We start from the raw sequence: 24,757 nt of genomic DNA on the forward strand, positions 1-24,757 counted from the left end.
AGGGCCTGTCCTAGCGGCGCCGCCGTTTCTTCCGGGAGGAGTCCCCGCGCGCGAGGAGGAGCTCGACGACGACGTCGAGACACTGGACGGTGACCACCACTCCGCGAGCCGCCCACTTCACGGCACCGGCGACGACCTCTTCCACGGCGACCCTCTCTCTCCGGCCTGCTTCCGTCCCCTCAGACTCCGGGACCCCGGGAAAGGTTGAGCGCGCCCCTGTGCCAGGCTGTCGGCCCGTGCCCCACTCCCGCCGGACCGTCCCGGTCCTCTGCGCCGCCGTCGTCCTGGCGCTCTCGCTCACGTCCTGCGCCGCCTGGATGGTGCCCCGGCCGCCGCCGGAGGGCGAGGGCACCCCCATGAGGCCGGCCGACGTCGCGGGCACCTGGGTGGACACCGAGGGCGGCCGCATCACGCTCGGTCCGAACCGGACGTTCGTCGCCGAGGACATCTGCGGCAACTGGTGGGGCGTCGGGGCGGGCGAGTGGACGGAACCCCGTTCGGGGAAGGGCAAGTGGCGGGCCGAGTACGGCAAGCGCGGCACCGCCCTCTGGCTGGAGTTCCACGCCAAGAGCTCCGTCGGCGACGACGTGGTGGGCCATCTCAACGCCCTCCGGGACGGCGACGTCCTGAAGTTCTGGACCCCCGTCGGCGACGAGGACAACCAGGACCCCCACTGCGTCATGACGAAGATCCCGTAGACCTCTCGGCGGGTCCCTCGGCGGGGCCCTTCCCGAGCAGCGCGAGGCCGAGCTCGCTCGCCCGGTAGTAGACCTCGCGCCGGTACCGGTGGCCGGTGACGAGGCCCGTCTCGCGGAGCACGGCGAGGTGCTGCGAGACCGCGCCGGGCGTCAGGCCGGTCTGCTCGGCGAGGGCCGTGGTCGTCGCCGGGGTGCTCGTACGGCCCAGGAGCCCGGCCCTGCTGCGCCCGAGCAGCCGGGCGAGCCCGTCGCCGGGCTCGGCGGACCGCTCCCACAGGGTGCCGGTCCCGCGCGCCGGATAGACGAGGCACGGCGGGGTGGCGCCCCGCCCCGGCACCAGGGCGGGGCGTGCGCCGAACACGCTCGGCGTGAGCGTGATCCCCCGCCCGTCGAGCACGAGCCGGTCCGCCGCCGTGCCCCCGGCCCACGTCAGCCGGTCGTCCGCCCACCGCAGGCCGGGGTGCAGGTGCGCGAAGACCTCCTGGATGCCGTCCTCCGCCAACTGGCGGGTCCGGTAGGCGAGATCGGCCTCCAGTACGGCCCTGACGCGGGCCCAGTACGGCCGCAACCCGACCCGCCACCACGCCAGCACCGCCCCCGCGAGCTCCGACGGCCCGTCGAGCGGGGCCGGTCCGTCGAGCAGCGGTAGTTCCTCCTCGATCTCGGCGAGCGGGCAGCGCGGGGGAGGCAGGCGGGCAGCGAGCTCCGCCAGGTGCGGCACCAGGGTCGTACGCTCCTCGCCGACGGTCAACGCTCGCTTGATCCACGGGAGATGGAGAGCGTGACCGCCGGGGTCGGTCGTCGCGCGCAGGGCCGCGACCGCCTCCAGGAGCGGCGACACCGCGAACCTCAGCTGCGCCAGGTCGTCGACCCCGAACCGTACCGATCCCACGACCGCCCCTCCCCACGAGCTTTTAGCCCAGGCTAAAACATTGGTGGGCGGGGACGGCGGCTGGTGAGGTTCCCCGACATGACCACGCTCGCACCCGACCGCACCCGTCCGCCCCACGTCCTCCGCCTGCCCGACTTCCGCCGCCTCTGGATCGGCGACACCGTCAGCCAGGCCGGCACCGCCGTCACCGTCCTCGCCCTCCCGCTGGTCGCGATCGGCCCGCTCGGGGCCTCGCCGTTCGAGGCGGGCCTGCTGGTGATGTGCGAGTACCTCGGCTTCCTGCTCCTCGGCCTGCCCGCCGGGGCCTGGGTGGACCGGATGCGCGGCCGCCGCGTCATGATCGCGGGCGACCTCGGCCGCGCGGCCCTCCTCGCGACGCTGCCCGTCGCGGCCTGGCTCGACGTCCTGACCCTGCCCCAGCTGTACGCCGTCGGCTTCGGCCTCTCCGTCCTGACGGCCTTCTTCGACATCGCCTACCAGAGCCAACTGCCCCGGCTCGTGGACGCGGACCGCCTGGTCGCGGCCAACGTGGCCCTGGAGTCCTCCCGTACCGTCACGGCCGCGGCCGGACCCGGCGTCGGGGGCGCGCTGATCGCGGCGGTGACGGCGCCGGTCGCGCTCGCCGTCGACGCGGTCAGTTTCCTCGTCTCCGCGCTCTTCCTCTCCCGCATCCGCCGCCCCGACCCCAAGCCGGTCCGCGCACCCGGCGCGCGCCTCCGCGACGAGGTCGCCGAGGGCCTGCGGTTCGTCTTCGGCGACCGCCTCCTGCGCGCGCTCACCCTCACGGCCGCGATCTCGAACCTCTGCGGCACCATCGGCGCGTCCATGCTCCTCGTGCTCCTGGCCGGCGAGCTGGGCATGTCCCCGTTCCTCTGCGGCCTCGTCTTCACGGCGGAGGCCCTCGGCGGCCTCCTCGGCAGCCTCCTCACCACCCGCGCCGTCGCCCGCCTCGGCCAGACCCGCGCGATGTGCGCCTCGGTGGTCGTCAGCGGCGCCCTGTGGCTGGCGGCGCTGCCGTTCTTCCACGCCGACTGGCGCTACGCGCTCGCCTGCGTGCTCCAGGGCCTCGGCTGGACCGCCTTCATGACCTTCAAGATCACCTCGGTAGCCCTCCGCCAGCGCGTCACCCCCGCCCCCCTCCTCGGCCGCGTCACGGCCACGGTCCGCTTCGTCGTCTGGGGCTGCATGCCCCTGGGCGCCCTGGCGGGCGGCCTGCTCGGCGAGTACGCCGGGGTCCGCACCGCCCTGTGGACGGGCGGGGCGGGGGAACTCCTCGCGGTGATACCGCTGTTGCTCGTGGCGCTGCGGGCTCGGCGGCGAGGCGGCGCTCCGGTCGATCCCGCTACGCGAGGGTGATCTCCGCCCACACCGTCTTCCCCGGCGCTCCCAGTCTCGGACACCAGCCCCAGCGGTCCGCCAGCCCGTCGACGAGCAACAACCCCCTGCCGCCCTCTGCGGGTTCCGCGCCCGGGTCCGGCCCGGGGAGTCGCCCGGGCCGGGGCGGAACGCGCTCTGCCCGGGTGTCGGTCACCTCCACCCGCGCGACCGCCGGCGGCCCGTCCGTCACCCGCAGCAGCAGCTGGAAGTCCCGCCCCGGCACGTGCCCGTGCCGCACCGCGTTCGCGGCGAGCTCGGCCGCGACGAGGGTGACGGCGTCGTGCGCCCTCGTCCCGTACGGGACCCCCCACTCGTCCAGCCGGACGGCGACGAGACGGCGGGCGAGGCGGGCGCCACGGGGTGTGGACGTGAAGCGGAGGCTGAAGAGCTTGCTGATCAAGTAAGGGGAGAGGGTGGGGTGTTGGGTGGTGCGGACGGGGTTCCCGTTGTTCGTCGTCATGCCTCCGAGATTCCTCTTGGTGGCGTAGCGTGACCAGTGGTGACGCACTGACGACGATGTGGGTGTACGTCGGGTGTCGGTGCCGGTACGAGAGGCGGGGCGCGATGGCGGACGAGCAGGTCGACGCGGTGGTGGGGCACGAGCCCGAGGACGAGTCGGGCCGGGCGGCGGACAGGTCGGACCAGAGTGTGGCGATGTCGTTCGGGCGAAGTCTGAAGACGCTGCGGACGCGGGCGGGGATGGACCGGGAGACGCTGGGGAAGCGACTCGGCTACTCGGCGTCGACGATCGCCTCCTTCGAGCAGGGACGGCGGATCCCGCCACCGAAGGCGGTCGACGGCGCGGACAGCGCGGTGGACGCGGGAGGGCTGCTGAAGGAGTGGAAGGAGCCGCTGGAGAAGGCGCAGTATCCGGCGTTCTTCCGGGGGATGGCGCAGCTGGAGAAGGAGGCGATGGAGCTCCTGGCGTACGACGCCTTGGTCGTCAACGGCCTCCTCCAGACAGAGGAGTACACCCGAGCGCTCCTGGCCATGCGACGTCCGCTGCTGGACGAGGAGACGGTCGAACAGCGGGTGACGGCCCGACTGGCCCGGCAGGACATCTTCGACCGGCGCCCCACCCCGTTCCTGAGCTTCGTCATGGACGAGGCGGTGCTCCGGCACCGGTATGGCGGGACGGAGGTCCTTCGCGGGCAGTTGAAGCACTTGCTGCTGATGGGGCAGCGGCGGAACGTCGAGATCCAGGTCATGCCGACCGAGTGCGAGGACAATGCGGGTCTGGGTGGCCCGTTCATAGTCCTCACGCGTAAGGACGGGAAGAAGTTCCTGTACGTGGAGGCCCAGGGCACCAGCTCGTTGGTGACCGAGCCCGAGCGGACCGTTGTCGCGGGTGCCCGCTATGGAATCATCCGGTCACAGGCTCTCAGTGCGCGAGAGTCGCTCAGGTTCATCGAGAAGTTGCTAGGAGAGCTATGAACAGCACGGAATCTCTCGCATGGTTCAAGAGCAGCTACAGCGACGCCGAGGGTGGCGCGTGCGTCGAGGTCGCGGCGGGTACGGGGACCGTGCACATTCGTGACTCCAAGGACGTCACCCGCCCCGGTCTCCGCGTCAGCCCCGACGCCTGGTCCGGGTTCGTGGGCCTCGCCTCGGGAAAGTAGTACCGGCGTAGCCGTCGAGACGTCCTGAGGAGAGCTATGAACAGCACGGAATCCCTGGCCTGGTTCAAGAGCAGCTACAGCGGCGGCGAGGGCGGCCAGTGCATCGAGGTTGCAGCGGGTGCGGGGTCCGTGCACGTCCGTGACTCCAAGGACGTCACCCGCCCCGGTCTCCGCGTCAGCCCCCACGCCTGGGCCGGGTTCGTCGGTCTCGCCGCCGTCTCGGCGGAGTAGGTACAGGCCTCGGCTGTACACGCTCAGTCGGCGTCTTCCCCCGCCGCTTCCTTGAGGACCGGGAAGCGGCGGGGCGCCAGCGTCACCAGGGCCAGGAGGGCCAGCGCCGCCGCGATCGCCGCGCCGAGGTAGACGTAGTCCACCGCCGCGTCGACCGCGCGTCGCAGGAGGTCCAGGGTCTCGGCCGTGAGGGACTCGGGGGCGTCCAGGGCGCGGGACAGGGTGTCCAGGTCGGTGTTCTCGCCCAGGCGGGACGCCAGGGTCATGTTCGCGACCATGCCGAAGAGCGCCGCGCCCACGCTCTGGCCGACCTGGCGGCAGAACAGGACGGACGCGGTCGTGACCCCGCGCTCCTCGTACGGGACGGTGGACTGCACCCCGACGATCAGCGGGAGTTGGAAGATGCCGAGCGCCCCGCCGAGGACGAACATGAGCAGGGCCGGCTGCCAGGGCTCCCCGGGGTAGGGGAGGAACGGGAACGCGAGCAGCAGGACCAGCGCGATCGAGATGCCGAGGACGGCCGTGAGGCGGAAGCCGATACGGGTGTAGAGGCGGTTGGAGAGCGCCGCCGTCACCGGCCAGCTGACCGTCCACGTCGACAGGACGAAGCCGGCGGCTATCGGGCCGAGGCCCAGGACCGACTGCGCGTACGTCGGCAGGAAGACCGTCGGGGCGACCATGAGCAGGCCCAGGGCGCCGAGGGACAGGTTGACGGCGGCGATGGTGCGGCGGCGCCAGACCCAGCCGGGGATGATCGGTTCCGCGGCCCGGCGTTCGATGACGACGGTGAGGACGCCGAGGGCGGCCGCGCCGCCCAGGAGGGCGAGGGACGGTGCCGACAGCCAGGGCCAGGCCACTCCGCCCTGGACGAGCGCCGTGATCAGCAGCGCGCCCGTCGCGAAGACGGCGGAGGCGCCCGCCCAGTCGATCCGGGGGCGGGCGCGCGGCTCCGGGCGTGCGGGTTCCACGAGGTGTCGGCCGATCAGCCAGAGCGCGAGGAGGCCGACGGGCAGGTTGATGAGGAAGATCCAGCGCCAGTCGGCGTACCCGGCGAGGAGGCCGCCGACGGCCGGTCCCGCGACGGAGGACGCGGCCCAGACGGAGGACAGCTTCGCCTGGATCTTGGGGCGTTCCTTCAGCGGGTACAGGTCGGCGGCGATCGTCTGGATCGTGCCCTGGAGCGCGCCGCCGCCGAGGCCCTGGACGACGCGGAAGGCGATGAGCGAGGCCATGTTCCAGGCGGCGGCGCAGAGCAGCGAGCCGATGAGGAAGAGGACGACGCCGGCGATGAGGACGGGCTTGCGGCCGAAGGTGTCGCTGAGCTTGCCGTAGACGGGGAGGGTGACGGTCACGGCGAGCAGGTAGCCCGCGAACAGCCAGGAGAAGACGGCGAGTCCGCCGAGGTCGCCGACGATCTGGGGGACGGCGGTGGAGACGATGGTGCCGTCGATCGCGGCGAGGCCCATGCCGAGCATGAGGGCGGCGGAGACCGCGCCCCGGCGGCCGGGCCCGGGGGCCGGGGCGGTGCCGGCGGGTGCGGTCGGCGGGTGCGGCTCGGCCGGGGCGTGGTCGGGGTGGGGCGGTGCCGGGTCGGGGGGTGTGGGTGCCGGGTCGGCCGTCGGAGGGGTCGTCGACGGCTCGGTCACCGGAGGGTCCTTTCTTCGTACACCTAAATGATGAGCGACAGGGTCTCATCAGGAGGGCGAGGGGGGAACCCCTAGGGGATGCCGCTCGGTCATGACGGCACCGGACTCGGGCTGGGCGGGCCGTCTGCGCCGGCTGCGGCCGAGGACGGCGAAACCCTCGGTCGTGGGGCCGCACGTGTGCCACGATGACCGAAGTCGATCATCAGTCGACCCATTGGCAGTCGGCGGAAGCCGACACGGGGGAGGACCATCATGAACACCATCCAGAAGCGCGTCTCCGCGGCCGTCGCCGTGGCGTTCGCCGCCGCCTTCCTGGCGCTCGGCGCCGCGTCCTCGTTCGGAGGACAGGGCGGGCAGTCCACGGTCCAGGCCGGCAACGTCGTCAACCACCCGTAACGCCAGGGCGACCATCACGGTCCGTTCGTTCGCACTCCTGCACGAGGAGGCGGCACCGGCCGTACCGCCACCCTCCCCGGCCCCCTTCCGCCAGAGCGCGGAGGGGGGCCGGTCGCGTGTGCGACGGCGCGCTGCCCCGGCGGCGGATCCGTCCCCTAGGGGCTGCCCCCGTAGGCAGACCAGGGGTCGTTCGTCCCGAGGGAGGACGAGGGAGGCGGGAGGCCGGTCCTTAACTGGGACTTACGTACCGCACCACCCCCGCACACCCCGCACCCTGCCTCTAGGAGAAGACCGTGACCTCGGCTGTGACCATCCCCAAGAACGGGAGTACGGGAGGGACGACGGCCGTCGCCGCGCGGGCGCGGCAGGTCGTCAAGGCCTACGGCGGCGGGGAGACCCGGGTCGTCGCGCTGGACTCCGTCGACGTCGACATCGCGCGCGGTGCGTTCACCGCGATCATGGGCCCCTCCGGCTCCGGCAAGTCGACCCTGATGCACTGCCTCGCCGGCCTCGACACCGTCACCAGCGGCCAGATCCACCTGGGGGACGTCGAGATCACGGGGCTGAAGGACAAGAAGCTGACGCGGCTGCGCCGCGACCGGATCGGCTTCATCTTCCAGGCGTTCAACCTGCTCCCGACGCTGAACGCGATCGAGAACATCACGCTCCCCATGGACATCGCCGGGCGCAGGCCCGACGCCGAGTGGCTCCGTCGCGTCGTCGGCACCGTCGGCCTCTCCGAACGCCTCAAGCACCGGCCCACCGAGCTCTCCGGCGGCCAGCAGCAGCGCGTCGCCGTCGCCCGCGCCCTCGCTGCCCGGCCCGAGATCATCTTCGGTGACGAGCCGACCGGCAACCTGGACTCCCGCGCCGGCGCCGAAGTCCTCGGCTTCCTGCGGCAGTCCGTCGACGAGCTCGGCCAGACCATCGTCATGGTCACCCACGACCCCGTCGCCGCCTCCTACGCCGACCGCGTCCTCTACCTCGCCGACGGCCGGATCGTCGACGAGATGGAGCGGCCGACCGCCGAGGCCGTCCTCGACCGCATGAAGGACTTCGACGTGCGCGGGCGGACGTCATGAGCGGCTCCGCGTCGACCGTCCTGAAGACGTCCCTGCGCAACTTCCTCTCCCACAAGGGGAGAATGGCGCTCTCCGCCATCGCCGTGCTCCTGTCGGTCGCCTTCGTCTCCGGCACCCTCGTCTTCACCGACACCATGAACACGACGTTCGACAAGCTCTTCGCGTCGACCGCCGGGGACGTCACCGTCAGTTCGAAGGACGCCGCCGAGAACGACGAGATCCCGCAGAACGGCCGCCCCGCCTCCCTCCCCGCCTCGCTCGTCGAGCAGGTGAAGTCGGCGGACGGCGTGCGGGACGCGCTCGGCGTCGTCGTCTCCATGAGCGTCACCGTCGTCGACGCGAAGAACGAGAACATCGGCCCCACCAGCGGCGCCCCCACCATCGCCGGGAACTGGAACCGCAACGAGCTCCGCTCCGTCGAGATAGTCTCCGGCCACGAGCCGCGCGGCCCCACCGACGTCGTCGTGGACGCCGCCACCGCCGAGAAGCACGGCCTGAAGCTCGGCGACGAGCTGCGCACGGTCGCCGTCGACGGCGACTTCACCGCCCGGATCTCCGGCATCGTCGACTTCAAGGTCACCAACCCGGGCGCCACCGTCGTGTACTTCGACACCGCGACCGCGCAGCGCGAACTCCTCGGCAAGCCCGGCGTGTTCACCAACGTCGTGGCCGACGCCGAGCCGGGGACCGGCAACGACGCCCTCAAGGCGAACATCGCCTCCGCCCTCGGCGCGAGCTCCGGCGACTACAAGCTCCAGACCGCCGCCGAGGCCGCCGACGCCGGCCGCGAGGACGTCGCCGGATTCCTCGACGTCATGAAGTACGCCATGCTCGGCTTCGCCGGCATCGCCTTCCTCGTCGGCATCTTCCTCATCGTCAACACCTTCTCCATGCTGGTCGCCCAGCGCACCCGCGAGATCGGCCTCCTCCGGGCCATCGGCTCCAGCCGCCGGCAGGTGAACCGTTCCGTCCTCGTCGAGGCGCTGCTCCTCGGCGTCGTCGGCTCCGTCGCCGGCGTCGCGGCGGGCGTCGGGCTCGCCATCGGGCTCATGGAGCTCATGTCCTCCATGGGCATGGAGCTCTCCACCCGCGACCTCACCGTCGCCTGGACGACCCCCTTCATCGGCATCGTCCTCGGCGTCGTCGTCACCGTCCTCGCCGCGTACGTCCCCGCCCGCCGGGCCGGGAAGGTCTCCCCGATGGCGGCGCTGCGCGACGCGGGCACCCCCGCCTCCGCCGACGGCCGGGCCGGGCGCGTCCGGGGCCTCGTCGGGCTCCTCCTCACCGCCGCCGGTGCCGCCGCCCTGTGGGCCGCGACCCGCGCCGCCGAGGCCGGCCCCGGCTCCCTCTGGCTCGGCGTCGGCGTCGTCCTCACCCTCCTCGGCTTCGTCGTCGTCGGCCCGCTCCTCGCCGACGGAGTCGTCCGCGTCCTCGGCGCCGTCGTCCTGCGGGTCTTCGGCCCCGTCGGCCGCCTCGCCGAGCGCAACGCGCTCCGCAACCCGCGCCGCACCGGCGCGACCGGCGCGGCCCTGATGATCGGCCTCGCGCTCGTCGCCTGCCTGTCGGTCGTCGGCTCCTCGATGGTCGCCTCCGCCACGGACGAGCTCGACCGGTCCGTCGGCGCCGACTTCATCGTCCAGTCCGGTACGGGCCAGCCGATCGTCCCGCAGGCGCAGGCCGCCCTGGAGGAGGTCCCGAGCCTGGACCACGTCACCGAGTACAAGTGGGTCGACGCGAAGATCACCGACCCGCGCGGGAAGACCACGACCGCCGACCTGGCCGCCACCGACCCCTCGTACGTGAAGGACCTGCGCCGCGAGGTCACCTCCGGCACCCTCACCGACGCGTACGGCACGGACGCGATGTCCGTCGGCAGCGACTACGCCGCCGAGCACGGCGTGAAGGTCGGCGACGTCCTGACCGTCGCCTTCAAGGGCGGCGAGACGGCGAAGCTGAAGGTCGCGGCGATCACGGCGGACGTCGGCCAGGTCGACAAGGGCGCGATGTACACGAACGTCTCCACCGTCACCCGCTACCTGCCCGCCGACCGGGTCCCGCAGAGCCTGCTGATCCTCGCCGGCGCCAAGGACGGCCAGGAGGCGGAGGCGTACCAGGCGGTCAAGGACGCGCTCGCGCCCTACCCGCAGTACAAGGCCAGCAACCAGGCCGACTACAAGGAGACCCTGAAGGACCAGGTCGGCCAGCTCCTCAACATCGTGTACGGGCTCCTCGCCCTCGCGATCGTCGTCGCCGTCCTCGGCGTCGTGAACACCCTGGCCCTCTCGGTCGTCGAGCGGACCCGCGAGATCGGCCTCATGCGCGCCATCGGCCTCTCGCGCCGCCAGCTGCGCCGCATGATCCGCCTGGAGTCGGTGGTGATCGCCCTCTTCGGCGCGCTCCTCGGCCTCGCCCTGGGCATGGGCTGGGGCACGGCCGCCCAGAAGCTCCTGGCCCTGGAGGGCCTCGGCGTCCTGGACATCCCGTGGCCGACGATCCTCACCGTCTTCGTCGGCTCCGCCTTCGTCGGCCTCTTCGCGGCCCTGGTCCCGGCCTTCCGCGCGGGCCGGATGAACGTCCTGAACGCGATCGCGAGCGAGTAGCGCTTCGCTGTGACGGCTGTCGTACGGCTCCGGGGCACGCGCGCCGGGGCCGTACGCGTTCCCGGGGGCGCCCCTGACTCTCCCGAGTGGCCCCCTTCCTTCCGGCGAGTGACGGTGGCACGCCGTAGGCTGGACACCCCGGCCCGTTCGACGTGTCGGGCCGTTCGCGTTGCCCCGTAGCTCCGTACGTAGTCCGAACCCGGGATGGAAGTCCATGAGCCTGCACGGTCTCCTCGATGTCGTCGTGAAGGACACGGCCCTCGCCGAGGCGGTGAAGGCCGCCGCCGACGGGAACCGCCCGCACGTGGACCTCGTCGGGCCCGCCGCCGCGCGGCCCTTCGCGCTCGCCGCGCTCGCGCGGGACTCCGGGCGGCCCGTGCTCGCCGTGACCGCGACCGGGCGGGAGGCCGAGGACCTGGCCGCCGCGCTCCGCTCGCTCCTCGACCCGGACACGGTCGCCGAGTACCCCTCCTGGGAGACCCTGCCCCACGAGCGGCTCTCGCCCCGCTCCGACACCGTCGGCCGCCGCCTCGCCGTCCTGCGCCGGCTCGCCCACCCGCGCGCCGACGACCCGGCCGCCGGGCCCGTCAGCGTCGTCGTCGCGCCCATCCGCTCCGTACTCCAGCCGCAGGTCAAGGGGCTCGGGGACCTGGAGCCCGTCGCCCTGAGGTCGGGGCAGACCGCCGACCTCGACGAGGTCGTCGAGGGGCTCGCGGCAGCCGCGTACTCCCGGGTCGAGCTCGTCGAGAAGCGCGGCGAGTTCGCCGTCCGCGGCGGCATCCTCGACGTCTTCCCGCCCACCGAGGAGCACCCGCTCCGCATCGAGTTCTGGGGCGACGACGTCGAGGAGATCCGTTACTTCAAGGTCGCCGACCAGCGGTCCCTCGAAGTCGCCGAGCACGGGCTGTGGGCCCCGCCCTGCCGCGAGCTGCTGCTGACCCAGGACGTGCGGGAGCGGGCGGCGGCCCTCGCCGAGCAGCACCCCGAGCTGGGCGAGCTGCTCGACAAGATCGCCGAGGGCATCGCCGTCGAGGGCATGGAGTCCCTCGCCCCCGTCCTCGTCGACGACATGGAGCTGCTCCTCGACGTCCTCCCCCAGGGCGCCATGGCCGTCGTCTGCGACCCCGAGCGCGTGCGGACCCGGGCCGCCGACCTCGTCGCCACCTCGCAGGAGTTCCTCCAGGCGTCCTGGGCCGCCACCGCCGGCGGCGGCGAGGCCCCGATCGACGTCGGCGCGGCCTCCCTGTGGGGGATCGCGGACGTCCGGGACCGGGCGCGCGAGCTGGACATCGCCTGGTGGTCCGTGTCGCCGTTCGCGGCGGACGAGACCGTGTCGGGCGACACGCTGGTGCTCGGCATGCACGCCCCCGAGTCCTACCGCGGCGACACCGCCCGCGCCCTCGCCGACACCAAGGGCTGGCTCGCCGACGGCTGGCGCACGGTCTACGTCACCGAGGCCCACGGCCCCGCCTCCCGCACCGTCGAGGTCCTCGGCGGCGAGGGCATCCCCGCCCGCCTCGACGCGGACCTCGCCGAGATCTCCCCGGCCGTCGTCCACGTCTCCACCGGCTCGATCGACCACGGCTTCGTCGACCCCGCCCTCAAGCTGGCCGTCCTCACCGAGACCGACCTGTCCGGCCAGAAGGCGGCCGGCAAGGACGGCCAGCGGATGCCGGCCAAGCGCCGCAAGACGATCGACCCGCTGACCCTGGAGGTCGGCGACTACATCGTCCACGAGCAGCACGGCGTCGGCCGGTACGTCGAGATGGTCCAGCGGACCGTCCAGGGCGCCACCCGCGAGTACCTCCTCGTCGAGTACGCCCCCGCCAAGCGCGGCCAGCCCGGCGACCGGCTCTACATCCCCACCGACCAGCTGGAGCAGGTCACCAAGTACGTCGGCGGCGAGGCCCCGACCCTGCACCGGCTCGGCGGCGCGGACTGGACGAAGACGAAGCAGCGCGCCAAGAAGGCGGTCAAGGAGATCGCCGCCGACCTGATCAAGCTCTACTCGGCCCGCATGGCCGCGCCCGGCCACGCCTTCGGCCCGGACACCCCCTGGCAGCGCGAGCTGGAGGACGCCTTCCCGTACGCGGAGACGCCCGACCAGCTGTCCACCATCGCCGAGGTGAAGGAGGACATGGAGAAGACGGTTCCCATGGACCGCCTGATCTGCGGCGACGTCGGCTACGGCAAGACGGAGATCGCCGTCCGCGCCGCCTTCAAGGCCGTCCAGGACGGCAAGCAGGTCGCCGTCCTCGTCCCGACGACGCTGCTCGTGCAGCAGCACTTCGGCACGTTCAGCGAGCGGTACTCGCAGTTCCCGGTGAAGGTCCGGGCGCTGTCCCGCTTCCAGAGCGACACCGAGTCGAAGGCGACCCTGGAGGGGCTCAAGGAGGGCTCGGTCGACGTCGTCATCGGCACCCACCGCCTCTTCTCCTCCGAGACGAAGTTCAAGGACCTCGGCCTCGTCATCGTCGACGAGGAGCAGCGCTTCGGCGTCGAGCACAAGGAGCAGCTGAAGAAGCTGCGGGCCAACGTCGACGTCCTGACCATGTCTGCCACCCCGATCCCGCGCACGCTGGAGATGGCGGTCACCGGCATCCGCGAGATGTCGACGATCACGACCCCGCCGGAGGAGCGGCACCCGGTCCTCACCTTCGTCGGGCCGTACGAGGAGAAGCAGATCGGCGCGGCCGTGCGGCGTGAACTCCTCCGCGAGGGCCAGGTGTTCTACATCCACAACCGGGTCGACTCGATCGACCGGGCGGCCGCCCGGCTCCGCGAGATCGTGCCCGAGGCGCGGATCGCGACCGCCCACGGCCAGATGTCGGAGTCGGCGCTCGAACAGGTCGTCGTCGACTTCTGGGAGAAGAAGTTCGACGTCCTCGTCTCGACGACGATCGTCGAGTCCGGCATCGACATCTCCAACGCGAACACGCTGATCGTCGAGCGCGGCGACAACTTCGGTCTGTCGCAGCTCCACCAGCTGCGCGGCCGCGTCGGCCGAGGGCGGGAGCGCGGGTACGCGTACTTCCTCTACCCGCCGGAGAAGCCGCTGACCGAGACCGCGCACGAGCGGCTCGCGACGATCGCCCAGCACACCGAGATGGGTGCGGGCATGTACGTCGCCATGAAGGACCTGGAGATCCGCGGCGCGGGCAACCTCCTCGGCGGCGAGCAGTCCGGCCACATCGCGGGCGTCGGCTTCGACCTGTACGTGCGGATGGTCGGCGAGGCGGTCGCGGACTACCGCGCCCAGCTGGAAGGCGGCGAGGAGGAAGAGGCGCCGCTGGAGGTGAAGATCGAGCTGCCCGTCGACGCCCACATGCCCCACGACTACGCGCCCGGCGAGCGGCTCCGCCTCCAGGCGTACCGGGCGATCGCCTCGGCGAACTCGGAGGAGGACATCCGGGCGGTACGCGAGGAACTCACCGACCGCTACGGCAAGCTGCCCGAACCGGTCGAGAACCTGCTGCTCGTCGCGGGCCTGCGGATGCTGGCGCGGGCGTGCGGGGTGGGCGAGATCGTCCTCCAGGGCTCCAACATCCGCTTCGCGCCGGTCGAGTTGAGGGAATCGCAGGAACTGCGGCTGAAGCGGCTGTACCCGCGGACGGTCATCAAGCCGGGCGCGCACCAGATCCTGGTGCCGCGGCCGACGAGCGGGAAGATCGGCGGGAAGCCGGTGGTCGGGCGCGAACTGCTCGCGTGGACGGGCGAGTTCCTCACGACGATTCTCGGATCGTAGGGCCGGAAGCGGTCCCCGTCCGGCAGGGTCGCGCCCATGCCGGACGGGGGGCTCGGGGAGAGCGGTGGCGTCGATCGGCTCGACGCGCTGATCCGTCGGCTCGTGGGTCGCCGCCGCCGTCGACCGCCCCGGTTCACCGCGTGAACAGCAGGCCCGTCAGGGAGCGGAAGTACTCCTCCGGGGCGCGGCCGCCGAGGGCCGCGTCGACGTTGCCCGTGAGGAGCAGCGTCGCGAAGCCGTGGGCCAGGGACCAGGCCGCGATGCCCGCCTCCCGGGTGTCGGGGACGCCGGCGAGGTCCGCCACCCCGGCGCGCAGTTCCGCCGACGCGCGGGCCTTCGCCGCCACGAGGTCGGGATCGTCCGCGCGGAGCAGGTCCGGCTGGAACATCACCTGGAAGTGGGCCGGGTGGTCCGCCGCGAACCGCACGTACCGCACCCCGCGCTCGCGCAGCTCCGGCGCCCCGGCGAGGGCCTCGGCCAGGAGGTCGTAGCCCTGCGCGGCGATCGCGGTGAGGAGGCCGGTGCGGTCGCCGAAGTGGTGGGCGGGGGCGGCGTGCGAGACGCCGGCCCGGCGGGCCAGGTCGCGGAGGCTGAGCGCGGCGGGGCCGTCGGCGGCGATCGCGTCGAGGGCGGCGGCGAGGACGGACTGCCGGAGGTCGCCGTGGTGGTACGGCTTCGGGCGGGTGGTCATGGGGCGAGCCTAACCCTCATCTTGTCGTTGACAAGTTGCCGTGCCGGGCGCACTATCTAGTCAGTGACTAGTTCGTGAGCCGTGGCGAGAGGATCACCCCGTGGAATCCGCACGCGTACGTCAGATGTGGCACCTGCTCGAACCCCTGCACGCCCTGCTCTACTACGCCCCCGAGGCCTTCGACGAGGCCGCCGCCCTCGGCTGCGACACCGCCGAACGCTGGCCCTCCTACTTCGCCTGGCGCTCCGCGCCGCTGGGCGCCGCCGGGCCCGAGCGGGTGGCCTCGGCCTTCTACAGCTTCAGCCCGGCGATGGTCCGCCGGTACGTCCCCGGGGCCCCCGCGCCCGCCGCGGCCCCCGCCGCCGTCCTCGCCGCCCGGCTCCGTGCCGTCGACCGGACCTACCGTGCCGTCCTCGGTGAGGGCCTGGTCAAGGGCGCCGAGCTCGCCGAGGCCGCCCGCCTGGCCCGTACCGCCGCCGAAGCGGCCGGCTCGGTCGGCGCCGCCGGGCGGCCGCTCGCCGCCGCCAACGCCGCCCTGCCCTGGCCCGACGCCCCGCATCTCGCCCTCTGGCAGGCCGCCACCGTCCTGCGCGAGCACCGGGGTGACGGACACCTCGCCGCACTGCTCGCCGCCGGGCTCGACCCGGTCGAGGCGCTCGTCTCCTTCGCCGCGGTCGGCGCCGCACCCGAGGCCGTCTTCGAGAGCCGCGGGTGGACGGCGGGGGAGTGGGCCGACGCCCGCGCCCGGCTCGCCGCCCGCGGGCTGGTGGAGGCGGCCGGGCCGCTCGCCGCCACCGACGCCGGCCGCGCCCTGCGCGCGGAGGTCGAGGAGCGGACCGACGCGCTCGCCGCCGGGCCCTGGGACGTCCTCGGCTCGGACGCCACCGCCCGGCTCGCCGAACTCCTCGGCGCGCCCTGGCTCGCCGCGATCGGCTCCGGCCTCCTGCCCGGCGAGAACACCCTCGGCATCGGCAAGATCTGAGGAAGAAGCGATCAAAGGTGCGAAAGGTGCTTATCAGTACACCCTAGGATTCCTCGGGTGCTGACGTATCTGACGTACCGAAAGAAGACCCTGACCGCCACGGCCCTCGCCGCCTCCGCGCTGCTGCTCGCCACCGGCTGCCTGCCGGGGGACGACACTTCGGCCACCACCGGCGGCGGCTCGGGCGGGCGGCCCGCCGCCGGCGGGTCCGCGCTCGCCGCCGTCGACACCCTCACCGTCAAGGGCCGCGCCCCGAAGACCGGTTACGACCGGGAGAAGTTCGGGCGCGCCTGGGCGGACGTCGACGGCAACGGCTGCGGCACCCGCGTTATCTCTATGCTTCGCTGGGTAGCTGAGACATTCGCGCAGCTCATGCAGGGGATGGTGATTTGTGCTTAACGAGAGGCACATGAGTCACAAGAGGGTGGGTGGCGTGCGTTTCCTCCGTGCGGTGACCGTGGCGACGGCTGGCGTGCTTCTCGTGTCGGGATGCGAGGGTCTCGGCGATGACGGCCCCTCCGCGGGGCCCGGACCGGCTCCCGGTGGGCGGGCGGTCAGCCCGCTCAAGAACCCGGATGGTACGAAGCCAGGGCTCGCGCCCCTGACGACCGCGGAGGACAGGGCCGAGGCCCGCAAGCTCATCGAGGAACTGTCCACGAAGGGGCGGGGGCCGAAGACGGGCTACGACCGCGACAAGTTCGGCTATGCATGGATGGACACGGCCGATGGGGTGCCGCTCGCGAGGAACGGGTGTGACACTCGAAACGATCTCATTCGTCGCGATGGCCAGAAGCTTCGTTTCCGAGCCGGCTCCGACTGCGTCGTGATCGCCATGACGCTGGACGACCCGTACACCGGGACGACCATCGAGTGGCGGAAGCAGCAGGCCGCCAAGGTGCAGATAGATCACGTGGTGCCGTTGTCCTACAGCTGGCAGATGGACTCCTCACGCTGGTCGGAGAGCAAGCGCAGGCAGTTCGCCAACGACGTGCTGAATCTGATCCCGGTGGAGGGGCGAGCCAACTCGGCCAAGGGCGATTCCGGCCCCGCGTCCTGGCTGCCGCCCAGCAAACAGATCAGGTGCGCCTACGTGGTCCGCTTCGCGCAAGTGGCCCTCAAGTACGACCTGCCTGTGACGAAGCCGGACAAGGCGATCATGCTGAAGCAGTGCAAAGGCTGACAGCGCCCCAGTGACCTGGGGAAACGCGCTCGGCTTGGGGACGCCGGACGCGTACCCTCCAAACCGTGGTTGATCGCATACAGAAGATCGTGACGATGCTGCCGGGTCTGAAGAGCGTCACCAACATATGGAAGGTGGCCGAACGTCGTCTCGCGCAGGGGGACGCCTCCTTCCTCGCGGACCTCGGCATCGCGCTCGCCGGGACGTACGGTTCCGACTCCAGGCCGATCTGGCAGTACGGGAGCGTCTTCGATCACCTGCTCCGGCTGCTGGCCACCACGCCCGGCCCTGGGAATGTCCCCCAGGCGCTGCGGCTGGTCTCGTCGGCGCAGACCGCCGACAGGAAGCTGGACCGCTACGCGGCGTCCTTGCTGGCCTCCAGCCACCCGGCAGAGGAACTGGCCTATGCGTTTACCGGGCACGCCTCGGAGGAGCTTCGTGCCTGTCTGGTACATGAACTGGTGCTCAGGGGCGCCGACGTCACGGAAACGCCGGGGATCGCCGGGTGGGCGACATCGGCGCACTGGAGGCGACATCCACTGGGATGGCTGCCGTTGGCATTGTCCGAGGTGGAAGGGCAGCCGGATCTGCCGAGATACAACGCACAGGGCAGCAGCTACTCGATGCCGTTCGGCCCACCAGAGGACCGCAACGTGGCAGTCGTCGCCGAAGTGCACGTTCCATCGGCTCAGGAGACGACGACCGAAACCGCGGCCAAGGGCATCGGGGCAGCTGTGGCGAACTGGGTTGACGAGTCGAACGGCCGGGTTGAGGCGCGAGTCTTCGAACTGGCAGGTCCTCTGGAAGCTGAGTCGGTACCGCGCGCGTTGCTGGGGCTGGGGCTGGAGTCCCTGAAGGGTGCGGGGAGGAAGACCTCCTTCTCGGTCGCGGCCTGTCCGCCGGACCGGGCCTGGCGGGTGCTCTTTGCCGCCGCGTCCACGGGCGGGGCCTACAACTCCGGCGCCCGCGGGGCCTACGGCCGTCTGGCCGTGTGGCAGTCCCTGGCCGGCCTCACCGGGGCTGCGGAGGCCGCCACCGCGGAGGATGTCGAGGCACGTGTACGGGAGTGCGCCTGGTACGGCTTCAGCGCCGGTACGAAGTGGTTCGAGCGCGTGGCCTGGGACATCGGCTTGGTCGCGGTCTCCCCGGAACACCGACGGCTGTCGGTGCTTGCCGCCACGGACACCGATTGAACATGATCGGGACCGTCCAACGCGGAAGCCCGACTCCCTTGCCGATGTCCCTCGCGCTGTCCGGCAGACGGCACGGGAGTCGGACAGCCACGAGCTTGGCGGCACACCAGGGAGGCTACGGAGACGGAACGGCCCGCATCGCACGGCGGAGCCCGGCCCGAGCGGCGGTTAGATCGTCTTCTGTCTCACGCAGCCTCTCCTCAAGGGAGGTGACCCGATCCCTGGCCACGGACAGCTCCTTGTCCAGATCGGTGTTCCGCTGCTCCAACTGCTGCACCCGTTGGATCAGCTCGCTGTGGTTCACGCCGTCCAGCTCGGTACCGAGAGACAGCCGGACCCGGTTCCGGAGCCGATCGCGTTCCTTCTTGAGGTCCTTGATCTCTTCGCGTGCCAGGGCGAGATCCGTCCGCAGCCCGGCAGGGGACACCCGCTGTGCTTCCGCGCTGGGGGAGACGTGACGTACCTGCTCTCGCTGGGCGGTGATGCCGTCCTGAACGGCCTGGTGCACCTGGGGCTGGTTGTAGACGAACCACGTGGACACCTCCGCGTCCCGCGCCACCTGGCTGACGGTGATGCGTCGTCCCGAGCGGAGAAGCACGTCCACTGCATCGAGCGCGCGCTTGGTCTTGTCCTCGCTGTCCTTGGCACGGCTGGCGCGCAGGCGCTCGACCCGTGAGTTCCGGTCATTGCTTCCGGAAGCGGCGGGACTTTTCATTCGGGGCTCCGTGTCGTCAGTGCCTGCAAGGGGACGAAGGCCGCTGCGGAGCGGGCCTTGCGCAGCTCGCGCGAGGCGGATTCGACAACCGCGCGCTCCTCGGCGGGCAGCGCGTCGAGCTTCCTCCGCATCTCGTCGGCCGACTTCGAGTACGCGCGGATCTGGTCGTCGAGATTGCGAACGACCCAGTCCGCGGCCTCCATCGCCAGGGCGGCCTCCTTGTCGGCCCGCAGGTCCGCGATCTGCTGTTCCAGGGCCGGCAAGTAGGAGGGATCGGGCCGGTAGAAATCGCATCCGGCGCACTGGAAACGGATGCGGCAGTGCCCTCCCCCGGCCTTGACATTGCTCGGCTCGGTACAGCCGCCGTACGGAACCCCGACGCTCTCCACCTCGTAGGCCAGCGGGTCGCTGAAGCCACGGGATTCCCCGTGCCGGTCGACGGCGAGCGCCGCGACCGTGCGTACGGCTTCCTGTTTCCGGCTGAGGGAGACCTTGTAGTACCCCATGGTGACGTCCAGCGACCGGTGATCCATGAGCTCCCGGAGGACATCGGGTCGAGTACCCGCGTCCGCGTGGCGTTGGGCGTAGGCGTGCCGGAATCCGTACGGGACGATCTGGGCGCGGTCGTAGGGGAGAGGCTCACCGTCGTCGCCGAGGCGCTCGTCGACTAGCGTGGGAATGACCTCGTCGACCCAGGCGCGGAAGATCCTGTTGCAGAACTGCGCCGGGGTGAGGTGACCACGCCGGGGCCGGTTGCGCTGACCTGGTGACGGGAAAAGCCATTGCTCGCACGCAGGTACCGGTGGCAGGCCCTGAAGAGCCTTCTGCCAGGACTCGATCTCCTGGGCGGTCGCCTCGGTGATGGGCAAGCGGCGGCCGTGTCGGCGCCGCTTGTGGTTGTCGTAGATCAGAGTCGGTTTGCCGTCGATCCATTGCAGACAGTCGCGGCGCAGGCTGGTGACCTCGCCAGGGCGCCGACCGGTGTCCCGAATAACCTTGTAGGCAACCTGGTACATCCGCGCGAAGTCCGCGGCAGTCCAGCCGCCGCTTTCGTACGCTGTCGATGTGCCGAGCAGTTCGACGTGAGCATCAAGCTGCGAGATGACATGTTCCGGGATGGCACGGCCGATCTCGTCCTCGGAGACATCGACCGCAGCGATGGTGTGGAATTTCGGGTTCAGCGCGAAGCCGCCGGGGATGTGGTCCATCAGCCCGGCCTGTCGTACGTACTCGAGGAACGCTCGCCATAGGCGCAGCAGTGCGCGCCGGTGGCTCGCCGAGTAGTCCTGACCGTTCTCCGGACGCTTGGCGATCCGGAACGCATCCACCACGGCGCTCATGTCCGCCATCGACAACCGCTCAGGTGCATCACCGTGGGGGCGATCGGTCAGGGCGGCTGAGGCGAGTGTCGCGGCGTACACGGTTTGGCGGAACTCGATGACATTGGGGCGTACCGCACGGCCGTACTCCTTCAGCAGTTCACGCAACCACGCCTGGCGGACCGGGCGGAAGTCGATGACACCGTGCATGGCCGTATATTTCCGCCCTGGACCGGCGGCGAGTCCCACAAGGGAGCATTCCCAGACGTCTCCCGATGTCGGATCGGTGCCCTCGTACTCCAAGCGCGCACGTCGGACGTGTTGGAGGATCCCGTTCAGCATCCCCGCGAGTTCCGCCGGCAGCTCTCGCACGAACGACTCGTCGAGATCCAGGAGCGTCGGCAATGGGGCGGGAAGAGCGGCGACCATACGACGGACGCGCTGGGGCACGAGGTTGATCCCCGCGGCGTCGCGCTCCTGGATTCCGTACTGGATCTCTCGCCGCACTGCCGAGGAGACGTCGCTGAGCGAGAACTGGGAAACTCCAGGAAGGGACCCAGTCGAGATATTGGGGCGACGGCGCGCCGTATCGGGTACGTAGGTTACGTCGAAGTCGGACGGGTTGCCACGCGACCAGCGTGCTCTGCGGCAGGCGCTGCAGCGGCCGCCGTTGTGGGCAACGTGTGTGGAGCACGCTGCCACCCTGCAGATGAACACGCTGGTCGCGGGGTTGCCCGGGGCTGCGGTGAACAGCAGTGCGCCCTCGTCCCACTCGGCCGCTCGCCACCCGGACACCAGGCGTTCCGCGAGCCACGAAGCCCAAGACGTGTCCGCCTGGAGTGGCAGTGCGACGACAGCCGAGTCGGCCCCCTGCCTCATCGGATTACCTCCGGCGAGACACGCTCGACAGCAGCTCGGAGTTCCTCGTCCTGGGCGTGCAGATAGACAGCGGTGCTCGCGGATGAGGCATGGCCCAGCAGGGTCTGGACGACGTCCGGTGAGACTCCGCTGCGAATCCATCGCGTTGCTGCGGTGTGCCGCATCATGTGCGGACGGGCGAGGAAGCCGCAGCGCTTCCCGATCCGCTCGACGATCTGCTTGGCGTTGGAGTACGTCATCGGCCTGCCCGCGTACGCGCCGACGAGGTTGACGAACACGTAGTCGCAAGTGACGGCTTCGGGCACGTTCTCCCGCTCCGAAAGATGGTCGCGGTACCTGTGCACGGCACCTTCAGCCAGTGGCACCACCCGATGGCGGCCTGCCTTCGCTCGTGCGCCGTTCACGTTGTCCTGCCTGGGGCGGACATGGAGATGGGCGCCTCGCGTACGGCAGCCCAGATGCATCGAGTCGGGCAGCAGGTGCATGTCCTCCCGACGCAGTCCGAGAGCCTCGCCGATCCGCAGTCCCCCTTCCACGAGCACCGTCAGGAGCAGCCGATCCCGGGCTGAACGGGCCGTCTCCAGCACCTCCCTGACCTGGGGATGGGTGAGAATTGCGAGTCCTGTTTCGATCTCCGGCGCCTTCAGGACGCGAGCCTTGATCATGAGGTGCTGGCCGCCTTCCCCCGGGTCGAAGCCGCTCGGCGGCGAGGTCAGGAAACGTGGCTCACTCAGGCGTGCGGCGACTTCATGCTCCACATGCCCCTGGACGGCGCAGAACCGTAGGAACTCGCAGACAGCGGTGAGAACGGCGTTGACTGTCTTTCCCGAGGGCAACTGCCCCTTCCGGATGGGTGTTCGCTCGATATGGAACTTGAATCTCGTCATGTCCCCGAGGCCGGCGGTTTTCCAGTCGGTGCCCCGCTTGGCACACCAGTTGAGGAAGCGCCCGACCCGAGGAATGTAGGCGCGCTGCGTCTGCGGTGAGCGCCCGGCGCCCCGCAGGTAGAGCGAGAACTCCCGCGCCTCGGGATGAGGCCGGTACGTCTCCTCGTCGACGAGTAACCAGGTGACCTCTCCCGTGGTGGGTGAGACAGCCTTCTCCGTGCACAGCATCGCTGAGTCCCTCCCTTGTCCGAGCATGTCGCTCATGTGCCTCTTGGCGTGACTGATAACGGCGAGACACAAAGGGAGGACACGGCTGTCACTCACGTCTCTCACAAGGAAGAAGGGCGTGCAGATAACCCGCGACGACATACTCAAGCGGGACCTCACCGGCGTCCGGTTCACCGACGACCGCCGCTGCAAGGTCGCCTCCGGCACGCTCACCGACGACCCGTACACCGGGACCGACGTCGACTACGTCCGCGGTCGCAGCAAGGTCGACATCGACCACGTCGTCGCGCTCTCCGACGCCTGGCAGAAGGGCGCGCAGAAGTGGGACGCCGACACCCGGCGCCGTTTCGCGAACGACCCGCTCAACCTCCTCGCCGTCGACGCCTCGACCAACCGCCGCAAGTCCGACGGCGACGCGGCGACCTGGCTGCCGCCGAACAGGTCCTACCGCTGCACGTACGTGGCCCGGCAGATCGCGGTGAAGAAGAAGTACGGGGTGTGGGTGACCAAGGGCGAGAAGGACGCGATGACGCGCGTCCTGGAGCGCTGCCCGGAGCAGAAGCTCCCGTAGGCCCTCCGGCGGGCCCTCCCGTAGGCCCTCCGGCGGGCCCTCCCGCAAGTCCTCCCGTAAATCGTTAGGACGTCCGGAAGATCATCTTTATCCTGCCCGACATGGACGCGAACGACCTGAACCTGCGCATCACCACCCTCGCCGAGCGACCCGAGCTGAAGGGGCCGCTCTGGGACATGCTCGACCTCTGGCCCGAGTTCATGGCCCACGACCCCGTCGGCTGGGCGAACATCGGCCGCATCGTGGGCGAGCTTCCGGAGTACGTGATCGTGGCCACCGACGCCGAGGGCAAGGTCGTCGCGCGCGGGTTCAGCGTCCCCTTCCGGCTCGACATGGACGGCCGCCGCGAGCTGCCGCCGCGCGGGTGGGACGAGGTGCTCCTGTGGGCCTTCTCCGACCTGCGGGCCGGGCGCGAGACCGACACGGTCAGCGCGATCGAGATCACGGTCGACACGAGCGCGCTCGGCAAGGGCGTCTCGCACCTCATGCTCGCGGCGATGCGGGAGAACGCGAAGGCGCGCGGGTTCGGGGAGCTCGTCGCCCCGGTCCGGCCCAACGGCAAGCACCTGGAGGCCGAGTCCTCCATCCACGAGTACGCGTTCCGCACCCGCGAGTCCGACGGCCTGCCCGTCGACCCGTGGCTGCGCGTCCACGTCCGGGCGGGCGGTGTCGTCGAGGCCGTCGCCCCGGCGTCGATGACGGTCTCCGGCTCCGTCGAGCAGTGGCGGAAGTGGACGGGGCTGCCGTTCGACACGGACGGTCCGGTCCTGGTCGAGAGCGCCCTCGTCCCGGTCCACTGCGTCGCCTCGCGCGGGTACGCGGTCTACGTCGAGCCCAACGTGTGGGTGCGGCACCGCCTCTGAGCCGTACGGCGGTGACGGCGGAACGAGAAGAGGGGCCCCGAAGGGCCCCTCTTCTCATGTGCGGGTGTCCGGCCGGTGTCAGCCGATCTTCAGCTCCCACTGCGAGGCGTCGTAGTCCAGACCCGGGGAGACCTCGACCGTCAGGTCCTTGGTGCCCTTGGGGGCGTCGAAGGCGACCGTGAGGGTGGCCTTCTTGCCGGGGAGGATGTCGCCCTCGAAGGCGGAGCCGACGCCCTCGTCGAAGATCTGCTCGGCCTCGACGCCCTCCGCGCCGGCACGTGCGGTCATCGAGGTGAGGGTGGTGTCGAACTTCTCCGTGCCGCCGTTCTCGATGACGACCGTGACCTTGTAGGCCTGGTTGCCCTTGGTGTGGCCGACCGCGTACTCGCCGGCCGTGTACGGCTTCGGGTCCGAGACGGTGACCTTCAGCTTGTCGTCGTAGACCGAGCTGTCGCCGTCCGCGAGGCCCTTGCCCTTGGCCTTGTCGTCGGCGGCGGGGGCGTCGGAGGCCGGAGCCTCCGAGGCCGGGGCCTCGGCCTTCGCCGACGGCTCCTTCGGGGCCGCGCTCTGGACGGCCTTGTCGATCTCCTCCACCGCGTCGCTGACGGCGGTGACCGTGATGACCAGGCCGACCGTCGCGAGGATCAGGGAGACGAGGCCGAGGACCGCACCGGTGAGCGTCACGCCCTTGTTGTTCGCCTCGCCGCGCTTCACCCGGCCCTTGCCGACCAGGCCGAGGATCAGGGCGATGAGGCCGAGCGTGCCGGCCAGCCAGAAGAGCAGCGGGATGAGTCCGGAGAGCGCGCCGATGATGCCGAGGATCAGGGCCGCGGTGCCGAGGCCGTTGCGCATGACCCGCTGCGGGGCCGCCGGAACCTGCGTGTCGTACGACATGGGTGTGTCCTCCCGGACGAAGAAGCCGTCTGAAGCGATGGGTCAATCACAGCAGAGCTTGTGAACCGA

At 71.1% G+C, this 24,757-nt stretch carries 22 protein-coding genes and 2 pseudogenes; 15 read left to right on the forward strand and 9 right to left on the reverse strand.

What is annotated here, in order from left to right; translation table 11 throughout:
- Window positions 1-10 precede the first annotated feature (10 nt).
- Window positions 11-145 (reverse strand): hypothetical protein, encoded by a 135-nt coding sequence (locus AB0G79_RS23195; protein WP_360809562.1) that lies wholly within the window; start codon window positions 143-145, stop codon window positions 11-13.
- 91 nt (window positions 146-236) lie between these two features.
- On the opposite strand from AB0G79_RS23195, the gene AB0G79_RS23200 reads away from it, so the two are divergent.
- Window positions 237-698, forward strand: a complete 462-nt coding sequence (locus AB0G79_RS23200; protein WP_360809370.1) for a hypothetical protein — start codon at window positions 237-239, stop codon at window positions 696-698.
- Here the strand turns inward: AB0G79_RS23200 and AB0G79_RS23205 are convergent.
- On the reverse strand, window positions 679-1,590 hold the full coding sequence (locus tag AB0G79_RS23205) for an ArsR family transcriptional regulator (protein ID WP_360809372.1): 912 nt from the start codon (window positions 1,588-1,590) through the stop codon (window positions 679-681). The two genes, AB0G79_RS23200 and AB0G79_RS23205, sit on opposite strands and share 20 nt — an antisense overlap.
- A 78-nt stretch (window positions 1,591-1,668) precedes the next feature.
- Between AB0G79_RS23205 and AB0G79_RS23210 the strand changes: the two genes are divergently transcribed.
- Window positions 1,669-2,946, forward strand: coding sequence for an MFS transporter (locus tag AB0G79_RS23210; protein WP_360809374.1), 1,278 nt, complete (start codon window positions 1,669-1,671; stop codon window positions 2,944-2,946).
- Here AB0G79_RS23210 and AB0G79_RS23215 read toward each other — a convergent pair.
- Window positions 2,933-3,427 (reverse strand): ATP-binding protein, encoded by a 495-nt coding sequence (locus AB0G79_RS23215; RefSeq protein ID WP_360809376.1) that lies wholly within the window; start codon window positions 3,425-3,427, stop codon window positions 2,933-2,935. The two genes, AB0G79_RS23210 and AB0G79_RS23215, sit on opposite strands and share 14 nt — an antisense overlap.
- Before the next feature lie 194 nt (window positions 3,428-3,621).
- Here AB0G79_RS23215 and AB0G79_RS23220 point away from each other — a divergent pair, with 194 nt between their 5' ends.
- From AB0G79_RS23220 to AB0G79_RS23230, 3 genes are read left to right on the forward strand one after another with little or no spacing between them, the layout of a single operon-like run.
- Complete coding sequence (locus tag AB0G79_RS23220) at window positions 3,622-4,401, forward strand: helix-turn-helix transcriptional regulator (RefSeq protein WP_360809538.1); 780 nt, start codon at window positions 3,622-3,624, stop codon at window positions 4,399-4,401.
- A complete protein-coding gene (locus AB0G79_RS23225; RefSeq protein WP_360809378.1) occupies window positions 4,398-4,586 on the forward strand; it encodes a DUF397 domain-containing protein in 189 nt (62 codons plus the stop codon). Before AB0G79_RS23220 ends, AB0G79_RS23225 begins: the two co-directional genes overlap by 4 nt.
- A gap of 36 nt (window positions 4,587-4,622) precedes the next feature.
- Window positions 4,623-4,817, forward strand: coding sequence for a DUF397 domain-containing protein (locus AB0G79_RS23230; protein WP_360809380.1), 195 nt, complete (start codon window positions 4,623-4,625; stop codon window positions 4,815-4,817).
- Window positions 4,818-4,840: 23 nt separating this feature from the next.
- Here AB0G79_RS23230 and AB0G79_RS23235 read toward each other — a convergent pair whose 3' ends face one another.
- Window positions 4,841-6,292 carry an MFS transporter gene (locus tag AB0G79_RS23235; RefSeq protein WP_360809540.1) on the reverse strand — a complete coding sequence of 484 codons (1,452 nt, stop codon included), beginning with the start codon at window positions 6,290-6,292 and terminating at the stop codon, window positions 4,841-4,843.
- A gap of 423 nt (window positions 6,293-6,715) precedes the next feature.
- Between AB0G79_RS23235 and AB0G79_RS23240 the strand changes: the two genes are divergently transcribed.
- From AB0G79_RS23240 to mfd, 4 genes are all read left to right on the forward strand, one after another.
- Complete coding sequence (locus AB0G79_RS23240) at window positions 6,716-6,859, forward strand: hypothetical protein (protein ID WP_360809382.1); 144 nt, start codon at window positions 6,716-6,718, stop codon at window positions 6,857-6,859.
- 293 nt (window positions 6,860-7,152) lie between these two features.
- Complete coding sequence (locus AB0G79_RS23245) at window positions 7,153-7,941, forward strand: ABC transporter ATP-binding protein (RefSeq protein ID WP_360809384.1); 789 nt, start codon at window positions 7,153-7,155, stop codon at window positions 7,939-7,941.
- Window positions 7,938-10,541, forward strand: coding sequence for an FtsX-like permease family protein (locus AB0G79_RS23250; protein WP_360809385.1), 2,604 nt, complete (start codon window positions 7,938-7,940; stop codon window positions 10,539-10,541). Before AB0G79_RS23245 ends, AB0G79_RS23250 begins: the two co-directional genes overlap by 4 nt.
- A 214-nt stretch (window positions 10,542-10,755) precedes the next feature.
- Entirely contained in the window at window positions 10,756-14,286 is a 3,531-nt protein-coding gene (gene mfd, locus AB0G79_RS23255; RefSeq protein WP_360809387.1) for a transcription-repair coupling factor, read from the forward strand.
- A gap of 133 nt (window positions 14,287-14,419) precedes the next feature.
- Here mfd and AB0G79_RS23260 read toward each other — a convergent pair whose 3' ends face one another.
- Window positions 14,420-14,977, reverse strand: coding sequence for a TetR/AcrR family transcriptional regulator (locus tag AB0G79_RS23260; RefSeq protein ID WP_360809389.1), 558 nt, complete (start codon window positions 14,975-14,977; stop codon window positions 14,420-14,422).
- 124 nt (window positions 14,978-15,101) lie between these two features.
- Here AB0G79_RS23260 and AB0G79_RS23265 point away from each other — a divergent pair, with 124 nt between their 5' ends.
- The 4 genes and pseudogenes from AB0G79_RS23265 to AB0G79_RS23280 all read left to right on the forward strand — a co-directional run bounded on the left by AB0G79_RS23265 (window position 15,102) and on the right by AB0G79_RS23280 (window position 18,332).
- On the forward strand, window positions 15,102-15,959 hold the full coding sequence (locus AB0G79_RS23265) for a hypothetical protein (protein ID WP_360809542.1): 858 nt from the start codon (window positions 15,102-15,104) through the stop codon (window positions 15,957-15,959).
- A 141-nt stretch (window positions 15,960-16,100) separates the two neighbouring features.
- Window positions 16,101-16,286, forward strand: a pseudogene (locus tag AB0G79_RS23270) (hypothetical protein); the annotation flags it as partial.
- Window positions 16,287-16,416: 130 nt separating this feature from the next.
- Window positions 16,417-17,139 carry an HNH endonuclease family protein gene (locus AB0G79_RS23275; protein WP_360809544.1) on the forward strand — a complete coding sequence of 241 codons (723 nt, stop codon included), beginning with the start codon at window positions 16,417-16,419 and terminating at the stop codon, window positions 17,137-17,139.
- Window positions 17,140-17,204: 65 nt separating this feature from the next.
- Window positions 17,205-18,332, forward strand: a complete 1,128-nt coding sequence (locus AB0G79_RS23280) for a DUF6183 family protein (RefSeq protein WP_360809391.1) — start codon at window positions 17,205-17,207, stop codon at window positions 18,330-18,332.
- Window positions 18,333-18,447: 115 nt separating this feature from the next.
- Here AB0G79_RS23280 and AB0G79_RS23285 read toward each other — a convergent pair whose 3' ends face one another.
- The 3 genes from AB0G79_RS23285 to AB0G79_RS23295 form a co-directional block, all read right to left on the reverse strand.
- A complete protein-coding gene (locus AB0G79_RS23285; RefSeq protein ID WP_360809393.1) occupies window positions 18,448-19,047 on the reverse strand; it encodes a DUF6262 family protein in 600 nt (199 codons plus the stop codon).
- Entirely contained in the window at window positions 19,044-20,873 is a 1,830-nt protein-coding gene (locus AB0G79_RS23290; RefSeq protein ID WP_360809395.1) for a site-specific integrase, read from the reverse strand. Before AB0G79_RS23290 ends, AB0G79_RS23285 begins: the two co-directional genes overlap by 4 nt.
- Before the next feature lie 368 nt (window positions 20,874-21,241).
- Window positions 21,242-22,396, reverse strand: a complete 1,155-nt coding sequence (locus AB0G79_RS23295) for a tyrosine-type recombinase/integrase (protein ID WP_360809397.1) — start codon at window positions 22,394-22,396, stop codon at window positions 21,242-21,244.
- A gap of 91 nt (window positions 22,397-22,487) precedes the next feature.
- On the opposite strand from AB0G79_RS23295, the pseudogene AB0G79_RS23300 reads away from it, so the two are divergent.
- Window positions 22,488-22,931, forward strand: a pseudogene (locus AB0G79_RS23300) (HNH endonuclease family protein); the annotation flags it as partial.
- Window positions 22,932-23,047: 116 nt separating this feature from the next.
- Window positions 23,048-23,794, forward strand: coding sequence for an N-acetyltransferase (locus AB0G79_RS23305; protein WP_360809546.1), 747 nt, complete (start codon window positions 23,048-23,050; stop codon window positions 23,792-23,794).
- 78 nt (window positions 23,795-23,872) lie between these two features.
- Here the strand turns inward: AB0G79_RS23305 and AB0G79_RS23310 are convergent, their stop codons facing one another.
- Window positions 23,873-24,688, reverse strand: coding sequence for a DUF4352 domain-containing protein (locus tag AB0G79_RS23310; protein ID WP_360809399.1), 816 nt, complete (start codon window positions 24,686-24,688; stop codon window positions 23,873-23,875).
- Between the last annotated feature and the right edge of the window lie 69 nt (window positions 24,689-24,757).

Source organism: Streptomyces sp. NPDC020807 (assembly GCF_040641575.1).
GTDB lineage: Bacteria > Actinomycetota > Actinomycetes > Streptomycetales > Streptomycetaceae > Streptomyces.